The sequence below is a fragment of the Nocardioides sp. NPDC006303 genome (genome assembly GCF_040613175.1).
Taxonomy (GTDB): Bacteria; Actinomycetota; Actinomycetes; order Propionibacteriales; family Nocardioidaceae; genus Nocardioides.
Window position 1 is genome coordinate 207039 of sequence record NZ_JBEXRR010000003.1, and the last position, 15753, is coordinate 222791.

Consider the following 15753-nt stretch of genomic DNA (forward strand, 5'->3'; position numbering starts at 1 on the left):
GACACCTAAAAGGAGGGGCCGGGTCGTCATGACCCGGCCCCTCCTTTGTTCTATGACTGTTCTCAGAGGGCGATCTCCCGGTCGGCGACCGCAGCCGACAGGTCGGTGTCGTGGGTGACCAGCAGCAGCGCTGCCCCGCTCTCGTCGATCTCGCTCATCAGCGCGTCGACGGTCTGCTCCTGGGTGACCAGATCGAGCCGCGAGGTGGCCTCGTCGGCGAAGACGAGGGCGGGACGCGGCAGCATCGCCCGCACGACCGCGATCCGCTGCAGCTCACCACCGGAGACCTGCCCCTGTCGGCGGAGCAGGATCTCGTAGGGCAGGCCGAGCCGCGCCAGCGACGCCCGCACCTCCGCCTCCCCCACACCATGGCGCCGCATCACGTCGCCGAGCGCCTTCTCCAGGCTCACCTGCTGCGGGAAGGAGAGCGCCGGGTCCTGGTACAGCTTCTGCAGCCGTCCCCGGCCCACCCCTTCTCCGTACGTCACCGACCCCGCGTCGAGCCGGGTCAGCCCGAGCAGCGCGTTGCCGAGCGTCGTCTTGCCCGCGCCGCTGGGCCCGGTGATCGCGACCCGCTCGCCGGCCCTGATCTCGAGGTCGAGGTCCTCGAAGACCGGCCCGTGGGCGTACGCCTTCGCGAGACCCGAGGCGCCGACCAGGAGCTCGCTCCCGGCGGGCGCCTGCGAACGCATCCAGGGGTGGTCCCAGCGTGAGGGATCGGCGGCCAGCAGGCGTCGGGTGTAGTCGCCGGTGGGCGTGGTCAGCACCTCCTCGGCCGGACCGGACTCGACCACGGCCGCCTCGCGCATCACCATCACCTCCCCGCCGAGCCGGCGGGCCAGGCGCAGGTCGTGGGTGATGGTCAGCAGCAGGCCACCCTCGTCGAGGTGGCTGAGCAGCAGGTCGGCGAGCTGGTCGACCGACGCTCGGTCGAGGCCCTTGGACGGCTCGTCGAGGATCAGCAGCCTGGCCCCGCCGATGGTCGCCGCGGCGTACGCGACCCGCTGGGCCATGCCGCCCGAGAGGGTGTGCGGGTAGGCCCTGCCCGCGTCGGTCAGCCCGACCTGGCTCAGCCGATGGTCGGCGGCCCGGGCCGCGGAGACGCTCCGTGGCGACCAGCCCGGTGCGCCCTCGGCGACCTGGGCGCGCACCCGCATGGTCGGGTCGAGCGCGAGCGCGGGCTCCTGCGGAAGCAGGGCGACCTCGCGGCCCCACAGCTTCCGCCGACCACCCCGGTCGGCGAGGTCGAGGGACTCGTCCCCGATTGCCAGCGACCCTTCGGCTGCCAGCTCGGGCGGCAGCGTACCCATGAGCGCGTGTGCGAGCACCGACTTGCCCGAGCCGCTCTCGCCGACGATCGAGAGCGCACGCCCGGCCTCGATCCGCACCTCCGGTACGTCGGCGAGGACCAGCGATCCGGTGCGTACGACCACTCCGGTGGCTTTCAGGTTCATCGCCCCTCCTCCGGGGATCGCAGCCCGAGCAGGCAGACGGTGAGCAGGAACAGGACCCCGACCGGGGCCAGCGGCATCCACGGCGCCGCGTCGTAGAACGGGAACGACTCGGTGATCATCAGGCCCAGCTCCGCGCGTGGCGGTTGGAGACCGACCTTGACGAAGCCGAGCGTCGACATCGCCAGGATCGAGGTGACCATGCCGAGCGAGGCCAGCGTCACCAGCAGCGGACGCAGTGCCGGCCACAGATGGCGGCGGACGACGTGGGTCCAGCCGAGCTGGAGCAGCCCGGCCGCCTCCACGGCGGGTGAGCCGAGCACCAGGGCGCTACGTGCGCGCACCACCCGGAAGAACTCCACCCACTGCACCAGCGCGAGCCCTACGTAGAGCGCCACCATGCTTCCGGGCGCGGCGAGCGCCGAGACCAGCAGCACCACGAGCAGCGCCGGTACCGCCACGAAGGCCTCCGAGACCGAGCGCAGCAGCGCGTCGACCCAGCCACCGAACCAGGCCGAGGCGACCCCGGCGACGCAGCCGAGGACCAGCGCGGTCGCCACGCACACCAGCGCGAGCAGCAGCGAGACCCGGGTGGCGTGCGCTACCCGGGAGGCGACGCTACGCCCGTAGTCGTCGGTCCCGAGCGGGTCCGACAGTGACGGCGGCTGCAGGTAGCGAGCCAGGTCCTGGCTCGCGGGGTCGGGCAGCACCAGCGGCCCGACCAGCGCGAACGCGGCGATCAGGACCAGCCCACCGACAGCGGCGACCCGGGTCCACGACCGCTGCGGCCTGGACCCGAGCGTCTGTTCCAGCATCAGCATGCTCATGCGGCCACCGCCCGTCCCCGCGGCCGCGGGTCGAGCCAGGCGACGGCCAGGTCGACCAGCGTGTTGACCAGCACGATCAGCAGCGCCAGCACCAGCGCGGACGCCTGCAGCACCGGGATGTCACGCCAGAAGACGGCGTGGACCAGCGAGTGGCCCAGCCCGTCCCAGGCGAAGAGGCTCTCCACGACGACGACTCCTTCGATCAGCACGACGAACTGCACCCCGAGGTACGGCACCAGCACGACCGCGGCGTTGCGCACCACGTGTCTGACCAGCACCCACCTCTCGGCCAGCCCCTTGGTCTGGGCGAACTCCACGTACGCCGAGCCGCGGACCTCCACGACGGCGTCCCTGGTCACCCGCGCGATGAGCCCGGAGAGTCCGAGCCCCAGGGTCAGCGCGGGCAGCACGATGCTCCCGCCGCCGTGCCCGACCGCCGGGAAGAGTCCCAGCTGCGCCGAGAGCACGATCATCAGGAGCAGCCCCAGCAGGAACGGTGGCACGGCACGTACGCCGGCGACCCACAGCGATGCGAACCGGTCGGCGATCCCGCCCGGCCGGCGCGCGGCCACGACCCCGATCCCGGCTCCCAGCACCACCGCGATCACGATGGCGAGCGCGGCCAGCTGGAGGGTGCCGACCAGGTAGAAGCCGACCTCCTCGAGCACCGGCTGGGAGGTGACCAGCGACCGGCCCAGGTCGAGCTGGAGGAGGTCGACCACCCACGCGCCGAGCTGCTGCCACAGCGGCTGGTCCAGTCCCAGCTCGTCACGCACCTGGGCGGCCGCGGCCGCGTCGACCATGTCGTAGCCGTAGCGCCCCGCCGCGATCCGGTAGGCGATGTCCCCCGGCAACCGCTGGGTGATCACGAAGCAGAGCGCGGATACGCCGACCGCCACGGTGAGCGCTTGCGCCGCCCGCCGGACGAGGACGCCCCCGACCACCCGCGTACTCACGACGCCAGCTCGACGTCGGTGATCCGCCAGGTGGTCTCGAGGGAGTCCAGGACGAACCCGTCGACCCGGTCGCTGACCGCGGCGTTCATCCGGTACCACGCGACCGGGACCAGCGGCAGCTGCTCCTGAGCCGCCCGCACGATCGTCTCGCGGTGCGCGGCGCCCTCGGCACCTTCGGCTCCCGTCGTCAGCGCGGCCACGGCCTCCGCGACGGCGGGGTCGCTCCAGCCCATGGCGCCCCAGTCGGACCCACCCTCGCCGAAGGTGTCGGCGACGGTCGGCAGCGGGTCGGTGACCAGCGCGAAGAACTGGGCGACGAGCGCCATCTGAAGGGTCCCGTCGGCGTGCTTGGCCGGGATCTCGCTGGAGTTGGAGACCTCGACGTCCACCTGTACGCCGACCTTGGCGAGCTCGGCCTGGATGGCGGTGGCCAGCGCCGGCAGCTCGGGTCGGTCAGGATAGGTCAGCAGCTCGAGCCGCAGCGGATCGCCGTTCTTCGTGAGAGTGCCGTCCGCGCCGGCCTTCCAGCCCGCGTCGGCCAGCAGCGCCTCGGCACCCTCGGTGTCGTAGGTCAGCGGCTCGAGGTCGGCGTCCCAGTCCTTCAGGGTCGGCGGCATCAGCTGGGTCGCGGCGAGCTCCTTCTCCCTCAGCACCGCCTCGGCGATCGCCTCCCGGTCGAGCGCGAGGCTGATCGCCTGCCGGACGCGTACGTCCTTCAGCGCCGGGTCACCGGCGTTCATCTTCATGTGGATCGTGCGGGGCTGCAGGGTCGAGGCCATGTCCACGCCGTCGGTCTTCTCGACCCGCTCGCGACCGGCCGGCTCGAGCCCGAAGACCACGTCGGCCTGGTCGCTGGTGGCCATCACCGCGCGGCTCTCGGCGCGGCCGACGGCTTGGAAGGAGACCTTCTCGACGTCGGGCTCCTCGCCACGCCAGTCGGCGACACGCACGGTCTCGATGTGGGAGGGCATCTGGATCGTCTCGATCCGGTAGGGCCCGGTGCCGATGACGTCCTCGACCTTCCCCTCCTCGTCGTAGGCAGAGGGGGCCAGGATCGCGGTGCTGTAGTGGCTGAGCACCGCAGGCAGAGAGACGTACGAGTCGGCGAGCTCGATCACCACCGAGCCGCCGTCCGCGCGGATCGCCTCGACGCCGACGTCGGCCAGCGGGCTGGCGGCCTCGGCTTCGACCTTCTCGAGAACGGCGACGACGTTCTCGGCGGTCATCGGCTCGCCGTCGTGGAACTCGGCGTCCTCGACCAGGTCGAAGGTCCAGGTCCGGTTGTCGTCCTCGGCCGCCCACGACGTGGCCAGGCCAGGTGCGAGCGCACCGTCGATGTCGGCGGTCACCAGGGTCTCGGTGACCTGGAGCCGGGTGAAGAAGTAGCCGTCCGCGGAGGACTCGAGGCTGTGCAGCTCGAACGGTCCGGCGATGCGCAGCGTGTCGCTCGGGCTCTCGGATCGCGAGCCGCACGCGGTCGCCGCGAGAGCGACGGCCGCGAGGACCGCGACGCCTCGCAGGTGGGGGCGGATGTGCATGTTGCTGCCTTCCAGTCAGGTGACCCCGAACCCTAATGAGAATGATTCCCATCTGCAACTTGGTTGTCGGAGGTCCAGCAGACAGACGTCGGCCCCGCAGCTCACAGAGCCGCGGGGCCGACGTTCAGGGCGGACTGGACTCAGCCCTGGCGTGCCTTGAGGCGCGGGTTGCGCTTGTTGATGACGAAGACCCGGCCGCGGCGGCGTACGACCTGGGAACCGGGCTGGTTCTTCAGCGACCGGATGGAGTTGACGACCTTCATGGGAATCTAACCGTTAGTGCTCGTGTAGGGCAGCAGCGCGACCTCGCGGGCGTTCTTGATCGCCTTGGTCACCGCGCGCTGCTGCTGCGGGGTGAGTCCGGTGACGCGGCGCGAGCGGATCTTGCCGCGGTCGGAGATGAACGTACGCAGCAGCTGCACGTCCTTGTAGTCGACGTAGGTCACGTCCGGCGCCAGCTGCGGCTTGCGCCGCTTGCGGACGGGAGACGGCGGTCGTTTGGGCATCAGTTCGGCTTCCTTTCAGCAGAGGCTCTCAGCGGAGCTTGACGGGGTCGACGTAGCCGCGCTGGACCGCGCGGACCAGGCGACGAGGCACGTCATAGCTCTGGCCGTCGACGGTCACCGGCACGAGCGCGACCGGGGTCGCCTTCCAGCTCGACCGGCGGTGGCGGGTGTTGCTGCGCGACATCTTGCGCTTGGGTACGGCCATGGCGGCCTCCTTCGGGGTGGTGGATGCGATTCAGGCGGCGCGACCGATGGGGCCGAGCCAGTCCTCGAGCCCGTCCCAGGACTCCTCCCAGATCTGGCCGCGCTGGGCGATCTCCTGGTCGGTGAGCAGGGCGCGCTCGAAGGCCCGCGGGATCTCGTCGGCCTCGTCGTCGATGCCGATCACGACGATCCGGGTGAGCCGCTCGGTGCGACCCCACTTCTGGGTCGAGCCCACGCTCGCCTGCCCACCGGCCCCGTCCCAGACGCAGATGTCGTCGGGACGGGTCGGCACCCAGAAGCAGCCTCGTGAACGGCGCGGGCCACCGCCGAGACGCTCCAGCTCCTCCTGGAACCGGACCGGGTGGATCGGACGCTCCGAACGCAGGTCGAGCCGCCAGGCGCCACCCTCGGGCAACGGCGGCAGCGCGTTTCGGCGCACCTCCGCGACCCACGCCTCGACAGCGTGGTGCCGGTGCACGCCGGCGACCAGGCCGACGGCGTCCAGGAGCGAGGGGTCGGTCACCACCGGCGTACCCGGCCGGGCGAGAGTCGCGACCAGCGACTCCTCCTCGGGATCGGGAGTCTCGGTGATGCTGACGACGTCGGCGTACTCGACGATCGCACTGGCGACCTCGGCGACGCCGCGACGGTCGTCCTCGGAGGTGGCCAGCCCACGCTCGTCGAGGAGGTCGGGACCGAGCAGGTCCTCGGCGACGGTCGCACCCTCGAGCGCCGCGACGACGGCAGCGATCGAGATGTGCGGAGCCATCCGCGGCGCCCACGCGAGCACCCGGCAGACCTGGATCGCCTCGGCGGCGACCGGCAGGCAGGCGACGATGCTCCCCCAACGGCCCTGGGCCGCCAGGCGCTCGAGCGTCGGCACGATGTCCTCGCGGATCGCGCAGGCCACGCAGGCGTGGGCGAGGTTGATCTCCTCGTGCTCGATCACGCCGGTCAGGTCACTGACGACGCGGGTGAGGAGCTGGCGCTCGGGATCGATGATGTGGCGCACCATGACCGCGTCGGGGAGGCCGAACTGGAGCGAGATGGTCGCCGAGAGCATCGCGCTCTCCGCGACCCCGCTCACCAGGATCACCGGCACCTTCGGGACCGAGAGGTTGCGTGGGGACCGCGGACGAGGCGTACTCATCGGCCACGCCCGTAGCGGCGCTTGAACCGCTCGACCCGTCCCTCGGTGTCGACGACGCGGCCGCGTCCGGTCCAGAACGGGTGGCTGGCGCTGGAGACGTCGACGTCGACGACCGGGTAGGTCTCGCCGTTCTCCCAGGTGACCCGCTCGTGGTCCTCGGCGAGACGCTCGAGGATCGTCGACCGCATCAGGAAGAGTTTGTCCGCCGAGCGGTCGCGGAAGACGACCGGCCCGGAGACGGGGTGGATGCCTTGCTTCATGGGGACCTCCCGCTGTAATTAATGATAACGGTTCTCATTCTACACACAGGATCACGCCCCGCTCATATCGAGGCGAGGCTCACCCCTCGGCGGTGTGGGTGTGCATGCGTACGCCGTCGCTGTTGAAGATGCTCAGCACCTGCGCCGGGCGAGACCCGGTCGCGAAGATCGCGTGCGGCACCCGGGTGTCGAACTCGGCGGCCTCGCCGCGGGTCAGCACCAGGTCGCGGTCGCCCAGCAGCAGCCGCAGCTTGCCGGAGATGACGTAGAGCCACTCGTAGCCGTCATGGACCCGCGGCTCCGGCACCTCGGTCACCGGCTCGTAGGTGATCTTGAAGGTGTTGACCGGCGAGCCCTCGGGAGTCAGTGGCGCGATCTCCATGCCGTCACGGCGGATCACCGGCCGGCGCACCCGCGGATCCGGGACCGACGGCGTCACCAGGCTGTCGAGACCCACACCGAGGTGGCGGGTCAGCGGGATCAGCAGCTCCAGGCTCGCCTGCCGCTTGCCCGACTCGAGCCGGGACAGCGTGCTCGGCGACATCTCCGCCATCGCGGCCAGCTGATCCAGGGTCCATCCCTTGCTGTGCCGGATCGCCCGGATCCGCGGGCCGACCTGCTTGAGCTCGTCGATCATGTGCTCCATCTCCCATTTGCCATTTCTGCAAGAACCCTTGCCGTTCCTTCATTGTGCCACTGAACTGGAGGCATGACCCAACACACCGAACACTTCGACGCAGTCGTCATCGGCGGCGGTGCCGCCGGACTCTCCGCTGCCCTCATGCTCGGCCGCTCCCGCCGCCGGACCGTCGTGATCGACTCCGGCCTCCCCCGCAACCGCTTCGCGGCCCACATGCACGGCGTACTCGGCCACGAGGGCATCGACCCCATCGACCTGCTGCGCAAGGGACGCGAGGAGCTGGCGACGTACGACGTCGGGATCCGTCCCGGGCGCGTCGCCCGCCTGGACGAGACCGAGCACGGCGTGAGCGTCCTCCTCGAGGACGGCGAGCGACTCACCGGCCGGATCGCGATCGTCGCCACCGGCGTCACCGACGAGCTTCCCGACATCCCCGGCCTGGCCGAGCGTTGGGGCGCCACCGTCCTGCACTGCCCCTACTGCCACGGCTGGGAGGTGCGCGACCGGCGGATCGGCGTCCTGACCACCTCACCGCTCGGGATGCACCAGGCACAGCTGATCCGGCAGTGGAGCGACGACGTCTTCGTCTTCACCGCGGGTCTCGGCCCGCTCGAGGAGGCCGAGGAGCAGCGGCTGCTGTCGCGCGGGATCACCCTCGTGACGTCGCCGGTCACCGAGGTCCTCGGCGACGGCGACCAGGTCACCGCGGTGCGCACCGCGGACGGGCTGACCACCGAGGTCGGCGCCATCTTCACAGCCGGCACGCTGCGCCCGCACGACGACTTCCTGACCCACCTCGGCCTCGACCGCGCGGACTCGCCGGTCGGCAGCTTCCTCGCCGTCGACGCGACCGGCAAGACCAGCAGCGACCGGATCTGGGCGGTGGGCAACGTCTCCAACCCGATGGCCAACGTCCCGATCAGCATGAGCGCCGGCACCATGGCCGGCAGCGTCGTGAACATGACCCTGGTCACCGACGACTTCGACCGTGCCCAGGCCGGGCCCGCCGCAGTGGACTTCTGGCAGGAGAGGTACGCCGGCAGCGACCGGATCTGGTCCGGCAAGGTCAACACGGTGCTCGGCGACATCGCCTCCGGCCTCGAGCCCGGGACGGCGCTCGATCTGGGCTCAGGGGAGGGCGCCGACGTGATCTGGCTGGCGCAGCAGGGCTGGCGAGCCACCGGCATCGACATCTCCGAGAACGCCGTCACGCGCGGCCGCGAAGCCGCGCGGGCTGCCGGGCTGAGCGAGGACCAGGCGAGGTTCATGGTCTCCGACCTCTCCTCGCCGGCCGACCTCGACGGGAGCTACGACCTGGTCACCGCCAGCTTCTTCCACTCCCCCGTCGAGCTGCCGCGCACCGACATCCTGCGCCGGGCGGCCGAGCTGGTGAGCCCGGGCGGACACCTTCTGGTCACCTCCCACGCGGCTGCACCGCCGTGGGCTGACGCCGCCGCGCACGAGCACCGCTTCCTCGACGCCAAGGAGGAGCTGGCCGAGCTCGGCCTGCCCGAGGAGAGCTGGGAGACGGTCGTCCTCGAGCACCGGCACCGTCCCGTGACCACCCCGTCCGGCGAGGAGTCCACCCTCGAGGACGCCGTGGTCCTGCTCCGTCGCCGGTGATCGCCAGGCGGGGCGTCAGGCGGCGCCGCAGGTCTCGGTGAGGAACTCGCCGAGGCGCTCATAGGCGAGGTTCTGGGCCTCGCTGCGCTCCAGCGGGTCTTCACCGCGGCCGGTGCGCAGGGCGTCCTCGATCATCATCCGCACGCCCTCGACAGCGGCCGCCGGCGTACCTTCTGGAACACCCATCGACTGCAGGCTCGTCGCCGCCAGACCGAGCGCGGTCTCGTTCTCGTCGTTCGGGGTGGACATCTGGGTCGCGTGGGCGTTCGCCATCGTCTGTACGGCGCCGCAGAACTCCTCCAGGGAGGCGACCGGCCCCGCGGCGACCGGAGCGGCCGACGAGGTCGCATCCGAGGGGGCGGAGATTGCCGGAGCGTCTCCACCGCCGAGGTCGCGGGTGAGCACCACGACACCGATCGCGACCGCGATGAGCACACCGACGATGAGCGCACGCGGCGGGAGGCGGTCGCGCCAGGTCGGCTCACGCCGCGCCTCTGCCCGGCGAGCGGGGTTGCCGGAGCGCCTCGGGTCACCCATCGATGCTCACTGGTAGGTGTTGGCCGGCGCCTCGCGCGGCTCGACGGAGGCGGCCTCGATGGCCGTCTCCGACTTGCCGCCCGGCGCGGTGCCCTCGACCCAGCGACCGGTGACCGCGACCCACGAGTCGCGCTCCGGGGCCTCGTCGTAGTCCTCCACCCGCACCCGCGAGGCGCTCGCGTCGGCGGCACAGCAGGCGATGGCGATGCGGGTGACGTACCAGTTGCCGTTCTCGTCGGTGCTGACGAAGCCGGTGAGGCGTATGTCGCGGTCCTTGATCGTCGCGCCGTCCTCGACGCCGGCACGCCACATGAACTCGGCGACCTCGACGTCGACCGGCCCATCGGAGGCGGGCAGCGGCAGGATTTCGGCATCGGGGGCCGCCGCGACCGGGTCGTCGGCACGCCGCTCGGCGAGGTAGGCGCCCAGGGACGGCGGGCTGGCGACGAAGACGATCACCCCGGGCACGATCGCCAGCCAGGTCATCGCCGGGACCTTGTGGTCATGGGCGTCGTGGTCGTCGCCGTCCTCGCCGTCGTGCCCGCCCGGCGCGGGGCGCAGCAGCATCCACACGGTCAGCCCGAGCAGCACCACGCCGGTGGCGACCAGCGGCCACTTCATCCAGCCGGTGACGTACCTCAGGTAGCCGTCGCCGAGCGAGAGCCGCAGCAGGACGGCGCCGAGAAAGCCGATGACCAAAGCCTGGGTAGTACGAGTCACAGCAGCCACCATCCGATGCCGACGGCGGAGGCGACCGCCGTGATGATCACCAAGGGCACGAAGCGAAGCGCGAAGCCCATGCCGAACTGGCCTGCCTCCATCGAGGCGAGCTTGATGTCCATCGCCGGGCCGACGACGAGGAAGACCAGCTTCGCGGTGTCGGAGAAGGCGGTGAACGAGGCCGCGACGAAGGCGTCGGACTCCGAACAGAGCGCCACGATGAACGCGAACAGCGCCAGCGTGGCGATCCCCAGCACCGCCTGACCGGCGACCGTGTTGACCACCGAGCGGGGTACGAAGGTGTTGACCGCCGCGGCCAACATGGCGCCCAGCACCAGGAAGCCGGAGGCGTGCAGGAAGTCGTGGCTGACGTTGCCCAGGAACGATCGACCGTGGGCGTGCTCGTCGCGGCCCAGGTTGGTCAGCCGCTCGAGCAGCAGCTTGCCGCGGGCGAGCATGATCCAGCCGACAGCCACCGCCGTGATCAGCGACGCCAGGAAGCGCGCCAGCACCATCACCGGCTGGCCGGGGAAAGCGACCGCGGTCGAGACCAGCACCGCCGGGTTGACCGCCGGCGCGGCCAGCAGGAACGTCAGCGCTACCGCGGGCGCGACCCCACGGCGGATCAGTGAGTTGGTCACCGGCACCGCGGCGCACTCGCAGCCCGGCAGCCCGATCCCGGCCAGGCCGGCGACCGGGACACCGAGCGCCGGGCTCTTGGGCACGATCTTGCTCAGCGCCTTCTCCGAGAGGAAGGTCGAGATGACGGCGCTGAGCAGCACGCCACCGAGCAGGAACGGAGCCGACTGCACCACGATGGCGACGAAGATGGTGCCCCAGGTGTTGAACAGGTCGTGGTCCAACAGCGGCAGCAGCCAGCGCTGGGAGAGCAGGATGACGAGCAGGACGATCGCCACGATCTCTGTCTGCCCCAGCCGGAACCCAGACTTCTCGGCCGTCCGCACGGGGGTCTTCGTACTCATGGAGCGTGTGTTTAGCACAGCCCGATGACGCCCGGGTTGCGCCTCGCCGACTCGGAACGATTCTCGTTAGGAACTCACCAGCTGGACTTGGTGATCCCCGGCAGATGGCCCTTGTGCGCGAGCTCGCGGAACCGGATCCGGGACACGCCAGCCTTGCGCAGGTAGCCTCGCGGTCGGCCGTCGACCTGGTCGCGGTTGCGCAGGCGTACGGGTGAGGAGTCGCGCGGCAGGCGGGACAGGGAACGGACGGCCTCGGCCTGCTCGACCGAGCCCGGCTCGGCGGTGCGGATGCGCTCCTTGATCTCGGCCCGGCGTGCTGCGTACCGCTCCACGATCTCGCGGCGCTTGGCCTCGGCCGCGATCTTGGACTTCTTGGCCATCAGGCCTTCTCCCCTCGGGCGAGCATCTCGGCGACGACAGCGTCGATGCCGCGTACGTCGATCCGCTTGATCGCGTTGGTGCTGAGCCGCAGCGTGACCTTCCGACCCAGGCTGGGGACGTAGTAGGTCTTCTTCTGCAGATTCACCTCCCAGCGTCGCCGGGTCGCCTTCTTGGACCAGGGGCGGTTGTTGCCGAAGCCGGGACGGGCTCCGGTGACCTGACACGTGCGTGACATGGCAGCCTTTCTTCTTATTGGGAATCGTTCCCATTATGACATAGGTGTTCCACGTCGTGTCATCGACCGCCCTGCTGACGGTGCCACTGGGCAGGGGATCCATACCGATACCGACTAACATGTCGCGCATGGCACCAACCCAGCAGGTCAAGCGGCGCGCAACCAACCAGGGCGCCGCGGTGAAGGAGGCTCTCGCCGCCGAGGACACCTTCCGCAGCGCCCAGGACGTCTACGCCACGCTGCGAGCCAACGGCGAGAAGATCGGCCTCTCCACGGTCTACCGCCACCTGCAGATCTTCGTCGACGACGGACTCGCCGACGTGATCCACAAGCCCGACGGTGAGTCCACCTACCGGCTGTGCGGCGACGCCTCCACGACCCATCACCACCACCTGGTCTGCCGCAGCTGCGGCAAGGCCGTGGAGATCGAGGGTCCGGCCGTGGAGACCTGGGCAGACAAGGTGGCGGCGCAGAACGGCTTCACCGACGTCAACCACACCGTGGAGATCTTCGGCCTCTGCGCGACCTGCGCCGCCTCCTGACTCAGCTGCGCCGACGCACCGCCCCCAGCGCGGCGTCGACCAGCAGGAACACGACCAAGCTGATCCCCAGCATCGGGACGAACCAGCCGACGAGCGCGGTCACCGCGATGCCTCCCACCAGCACAGGCACCGGCAGCCGGCGCCAGGCACCGCGCGGCACCGGCCGGCCGAACCGCAGCCGACTCGCGCCGCGCGGCCGCCGCAGCCACCACATCCGGTAGCCGAGCAGGGTCATCACGATCAGGCCGATCGCCAGCGCTGCGAGCGCCAGCTGGTTGACGACGCCGAACAGGATGCCCATGTGGGCGCCGATGACCCAGTCGGTCAGCTTGGCCATCACCGGCCAGTCGGCGAAGTCGACCCGGTCCAGCATCTTGCCCGTGGCGGGGTCCACGCTGATCGCGTCGTAGCCGGTCGGCCAGTCACGCTTGTTCTCCGCCGCCGTCCACGCGCTGGCGCCGTCGGCCGGCGGAACCAGGTAGAGCGGATCACCCAACCCGGCCTCCCGCGCGGTGGCGAGGACTCCGTCGACACCGGCCCCGTCGGAGAAGACCGCATCGGGGTCCTCGACGCCTGCCGCCGGCCCCGAGGAGCCGTGGTGCGCGTGCTCGTCCGCGGCGCCGCCGGTGTGCAGGGACGTGGCCGGTGTGGGCTCGGTCCACGACAGCGCGGTACGCACCTCGCCGATGTTCGCCCCGGCGAAGCGCGACCAGGTCAGCCCCGAGACCGACAGCGCCAGTACGCCCAGCAGGACCCACACCCCTATGACGGCGTGCCACGACATCACCCGGGACCGTCCGGTGGCCGCCGGGTCGGGCGTGACCAGCCGGCGCACCCGCCGGTCCCGGCGTCCCTTGCCGATCCACAGCATCAGCCCGCCGAGGGCGACCACCCACAACCAGCTCGCGGCGAGCTCGCTGTAGTGACGCCCGAAGGCACCCAGGTGGAGGTTGCGGTGCAGCTCGTCGAGCCAGGCACGGAAGCCGAGCCACTGGCCGTAGCTGCGCACCTGGCCCTCCACGCCGGCGGTGTAGGGGTTGACGAAGACCGACATCGCGTAGTCGTCGGGCACGGTCTCGTCGGTGAAGACGACCCGAGTGCTTCGGTCTGCGGCGGGCGGCACGTCGACGCGGAGGATGTCGCCGTCGGGGTGGCTGGCCCGGGCGGCGGCGACCTGCTCGGCCAGCGGCACCGTCTCGCCGGCCGGGGTGACATGGGTGAGCTCGTGGTAGGCGATCTGCTCGACCTGCGGAGCGACCGTGTAGAGCAGCCCGGTCACCGAGGCGACCAGGATGAACGGGGCGACCAGCACCCCGGCGTAGAAATGCAGCCGCAGCACGAGCGGGCGGATCATCGGCCACCAGCCGGGCCCGGCGCCGGGCGCCTCCGTAGGCGGCTCTGCCGGCGGTGCGGTCTGGAAATGGGTCGGAACGGACATTGGAGGTTTCTCTCTCTCGAATTTTCGGGTACGCAAGACAGCCACCGGGACTCGCCCGGTGGTGCTCGCAGAGGGATCTCAGAGGCCTGCCGGCCTCGGCGGTCCCCTTCGCGGAGAGACATCGGCCCACAGGGCCGGTCGCGGGACGAACTGTGTCGACTCGGCGAGCAGGCGGCCGGCGACCGCGACCCGCGGCATCGGGACGCTGCGTACGGCCACGGCGAGGGCCCTGCGGTGCAGCACCCAGACGACGACGGAGAGGACGGCGGCGCAGGCGTGGGCCAGGAGCATCGCGGCGCCGTCGGCGGAGCCGAGCGAGGTGCCGACTGCGTGATGGTGCTCGGCGCCGGGGGCCGCGGAGAACGCAGCGAAGACCTCGTGGAGCCCGAGTTGGGACAGGCCGGCCAGGACAGCACCGGTGAGGAGTCCGACCCGGCGCTGCAGCACCACGACGCCGGCACCGAAGACGGCCAGGGCCGCCGCGGCCAGCCAGCCGGCACTCGGCAGCGCGCCGCCCGCGGCCAGGTGGGCCAGGGCCGCACCGGTCATGATCTCGAGCGTGGCGAGCAGGGAGAGCCACACGCTTCCGCGTGTCGGCCTCACCACCCGGAGCTCCATCCGGCTCAGGCGTCCTGGGGGCGGCCCTGGACCGGCGTGTGGTTGCGGGCGAGGAGCCAGATCATGGTGCCGTAGCAGGCGATCCGGAGCACCCAGCCGAGGCCGGTGCGGAGGATGCCGAGGGCGAGGATCGCCCAGTCGCGGTCGATGGTCCCACTCCAGGCCAGGAACCAGATCGGGCCCTGGATGGCCGCGCCGATCGCTCCGGGAGCCAGGAAGAGCCAGGTCAGCCGCGAGCACAGCTTCACGATCTGCTTGTCCTGGTGCCACTCGAGCGGATCGCCGCTGGCGACGCCGATGAAGAAGCCGAAGATCGGCCAGCCGATCAGGCACAGGCCGCCGACCACGACGGTGTAGCCGAGGCTGATCAGGATGCCGGGCAGGAAGTAGGCCAGCGCCTGCTCCTCGGCTGTGCCGCCCATGGACTGGGCCAGTCGCACCACCGCGAAGCCGATGAGGATGCCGAAGATGGCGTTGCCGACGTACTGCAGACTCGAGCGCTGCACGAGCCGGACCAGCAGGAAGGCCGCCGCGGTCGCGGCCGAGGCGATCAGCGCGACCTTGAGGTCCTTGACCACCAGCCAGGCGATGGTGAAGACCAGCCCGGGTACGCCGGCCTCGAGCATCCCGCGCACACCGCCCAGCCCGGCGGACATCTGGCGGCGTACGACCGCCTCGACGGTGTCGACCGTCGGATGGTTGTGGTCGTGCTCGTCGCCCTGGCCGTCGGCAGGGGTCTCGGAGGCGGGGCTCACGTGTGGTTGGCTCACTCGTTGGGGTCCGGTATCAGCTCGTAGCGGGGGTTGAACATGATGCGCTGGCCATCGGTACGGCCGATGCGGCCCTGTACCTGCAGGGACCGGCCCGGGCTGATCCCGGCGATGCGCCGGCGTCCCAGCCAGATCAGCGTCAGGGTGCCGGAGCCGTCGAACAGCTCGGCCTCCAGGGCGGGGACACCGCCACGGGGCCGCAGTGTGATCGTACGCAACGTCCCCCGCAGTCGCACCGGCTCACGGTCGGGCGCGTCGGCGATCGAGGCGACATCCTTGGCGACGTAGGCCGCCCGGATCTCGCTCGCGTCGATCGAGGCGGTGTTCGCCCACTCGCTGAGCTTCGCGCGCAGCCGGCCCTTGGACACTACCGG

Annotated in this window: 21 protein-coding genes; 2 read left to right on the top strand and 19 right to left on the bottom strand. The window is 71.0% G+C overall.

Translation table 11 applies throughout. From position 1 onward, the window contains the following. Positions 1 to 62: 62 nt before the first annotated feature. The 10 genes from ABZY89_RS04070 to ABZY89_RS04115 all read right to left on the bottom strand — a co-directional run bounded on the left by ABZY89_RS04070 (position 63) and on the right by ABZY89_RS04115 (position 7529). Positions 63 to 1454, bottom strand: coding sequence for an ATP-binding cassette domain-containing protein (locus ABZY89_RS04070; RefSeq protein WP_355224848.1), 1392 nt, complete (start codon positions 1452 to 1454; stop codon positions 63 to 65). Then, positions 1451 to 2278, bottom strand: coding sequence for an ABC transporter permease (locus tag ABZY89_RS04075; protein ID WP_355224850.1), 828 nt, complete (start codon positions 2276 to 2278; stop codon positions 1451 to 1453). Before ABZY89_RS04075 ends, ABZY89_RS04070 begins: the two co-directional genes overlap by 4 nt. Continuing rightward, positions 2275 to 3234, bottom strand: a complete 960-nt coding sequence (locus ABZY89_RS04080) for an ABC transporter permease (protein WP_355224852.1) — start codon at positions 3232 to 3234, stop codon at positions 2275 to 2277. The genes ABZY89_RS04075 and ABZY89_RS04080 overlap by 4 nt, the downstream gene beginning before the upstream one ends. Continuing rightward, on the bottom strand, positions 3231 to 4772 hold the full coding sequence (locus ABZY89_RS04085; protein WP_355224853.1) for an ABC transporter substrate-binding protein: 1542 nt from the start codon (positions 4770 to 4772) through the stop codon (positions 3231 to 3233). The genes ABZY89_RS04080 and ABZY89_RS04085 overlap by 4 nt, the downstream gene beginning before the upstream one ends. Before the next feature lie 140 nt (positions 4773 to 4912). Beyond that, positions 4913 to 5035 (bottom strand): type B 50S ribosomal protein L36, encoded by a 123-nt coding sequence (gene ykgO, locus ABZY89_RS04090; RefSeq protein ID WP_141780388.1) that lies wholly within the window; start codon positions 5033 to 5035, stop codon positions 4913 to 4915. A gap of 6 nt (positions 5036 to 5041) precedes the next feature. Next, on the bottom strand, positions 5042 to 5278 hold the full coding sequence (gene rpsR / locus ABZY89_RS04095) for a 30S ribosomal protein S18 (RefSeq protein ID WP_355224855.1): 237 nt from the start codon (positions 5276 to 5278) through the stop codon (positions 5042 to 5044). Between the two features lie 28 nt (positions 5279 to 5306). Then, a complete protein-coding gene (gene rpmF / locus ABZY89_RS04100) occupies positions 5307 to 5483 on the bottom strand; it encodes a 50S ribosomal protein L32 (protein ID WP_355224856.1) in 177 nt (58 codons plus the stop codon). Positions 5484 to 5513: 30 nt separating this feature from the next. Further along, positions 5514 to 6632, bottom strand: coding sequence for a GTP-binding protein (locus tag ABZY89_RS04105; RefSeq protein ID WP_355224857.1), 1119 nt, complete (start codon positions 6630 to 6632; stop codon positions 5514 to 5516). After that, the gene (locus ABZY89_RS04110; protein WP_355224859.1) at positions 6629 to 6892 is read right to left on the bottom strand and encodes a type B 50S ribosomal protein L31; all 264 of its coding nucleotides are present in this window, start codon (positions 6890 to 6892) and stop codon (positions 6629 to 6631) included. Before ABZY89_RS04110 ends, ABZY89_RS04105 begins: the two co-directional genes overlap by 4 nt. A 79-nt stretch (positions 6893 to 6971) precedes the next feature. Further along, positions 6972 to 7529, bottom strand: a complete 558-nt coding sequence (locus tag ABZY89_RS04115) for an XRE family transcriptional regulator (protein WP_355224860.1) — start codon at positions 7527 to 7529, stop codon at positions 6972 to 6974. A 72-nt stretch (positions 7530 to 7601) separates the two neighbouring features. On the opposite strand from ABZY89_RS04115, the gene ABZY89_RS04120 reads away from it, so the two are divergent. Further along, a complete protein-coding gene (locus ABZY89_RS04120) occupies positions 7602 to 9155 on the top strand; it encodes a bifunctional NAD(P)/FAD-dependent oxidoreductase/class I SAM-dependent methyltransferase (RefSeq protein WP_355224862.1) in 1554 nt (517 codons plus the stop codon). A gap of 15 nt (positions 9156 to 9170) precedes the next feature. Here ABZY89_RS04120 and ABZY89_RS04125 read toward each other — a convergent pair whose 3' ends face one another. The 5 genes from ABZY89_RS04125 to rpmB all read right to left on the bottom strand — a co-directional run bounded on the left by ABZY89_RS04125 (position 9171) and on the right by rpmB (position 12011). Continuing rightward, positions 9171 to 9692: a hypothetical protein gene (locus tag ABZY89_RS04125; protein ID WP_355224863.1), complete on the bottom strand. Its 522-nt coding sequence runs from the start codon at positions 9690 to 9692 to the stop codon at positions 9171 to 9173. Between the two features lie 6 nt (positions 9693 to 9698). Continuing rightward, positions 9699 to 10412 carry a TIGR03943 family protein gene (locus tag ABZY89_RS04130; RefSeq protein WP_355224865.1) on the bottom strand — a complete coding sequence of 238 codons (714 nt, stop codon included), beginning with the start codon at positions 10410 to 10412 and terminating at the stop codon, positions 9699 to 9701. Next, on the bottom strand, positions 10409 to 11395 hold the full coding sequence (locus ABZY89_RS04135) for a permease (protein ID WP_355224867.1): 987 nt from the start codon (positions 11393 to 11395) through the stop codon (positions 10409 to 10411). Before ABZY89_RS04135 ends, ABZY89_RS04130 begins: the two co-directional genes overlap by 4 nt. Positions 11396 to 11469: 74 nt before the next feature. Then, positions 11470 to 11775, bottom strand: a complete 306-nt coding sequence (gene rpsN / locus ABZY89_RS04140; RefSeq protein WP_355224869.1) for a 30S ribosomal protein S14 — start codon at positions 11773 to 11775, stop codon at positions 11470 to 11472. Further along, entirely contained in the window at positions 11775 to 12011 is a 237-nt protein-coding gene (gene rpmB / locus ABZY89_RS04145) for a 50S ribosomal protein L28 (protein WP_355224871.1), read from the bottom strand. The genes rpsN and rpmB overlap by 1 nt, the downstream gene beginning before the upstream one ends. 128 nt (positions 12012 to 12139) lie before the next feature. On the opposite strand from rpmB, the gene ABZY89_RS04150 reads away from it, so the two are divergent. Then, positions 12140 to 12553 carry a transcriptional repressor gene (locus ABZY89_RS04150; protein WP_355019538.1) on the top strand — a complete coding sequence of 138 codons (414 nt, stop codon included), beginning with the start codon at positions 12140 to 12142 and terminating at the stop codon, positions 12551 to 12553. Between the two features lies 1 nt (position 12554). Here the strand turns inward: ABZY89_RS04150 and ABZY89_RS04155 are convergent, their stop codons facing one another. The 4 genes from ABZY89_RS04155 to ABZY89_RS04170 all read right to left on the bottom strand — a co-directional run bounded on the left by ABZY89_RS04155 (position 12555) and on the right by ABZY89_RS04170 (position 15747). Beyond that, a complete protein-coding gene (locus ABZY89_RS04155; protein ID WP_355224872.1) occupies positions 12555 to 13991 on the bottom strand; it encodes a PepSY domain-containing protein in 1437 nt (478 codons plus the stop codon). Positions 13992 to 14069: 78 nt separating this feature from the next. Then, positions 14070 to 14597, bottom strand: coding sequence for a cell division protein FtsQ (locus tag ABZY89_RS04160; RefSeq protein ID WP_355224874.1), 528 nt, complete (start codon positions 14595 to 14597; stop codon positions 14070 to 14072). Positions 14598 to 14614: 17 nt separating this feature from the next. Beyond that, positions 14615 to 15364, bottom strand: coding sequence for a DUF3159 domain-containing protein (locus ABZY89_RS04165; RefSeq protein WP_355224875.1), 750 nt, complete (start codon positions 15362 to 15364; stop codon positions 14615 to 14617). An 11-nt stretch (positions 15365 to 15375) separates the two neighbouring features. Next, positions 15376 to 15747 carry an OB-fold nucleic acid binding domain-containing protein gene (locus ABZY89_RS04170; protein WP_355224876.1) on the bottom strand — a complete coding sequence of 124 codons (372 nt, stop codon included), beginning with the start codon at positions 15745 to 15747 and terminating at the stop codon, positions 15376 to 15378. Between the last annotated feature and the right edge of the window lie 6 nt (positions 15748 to 15753).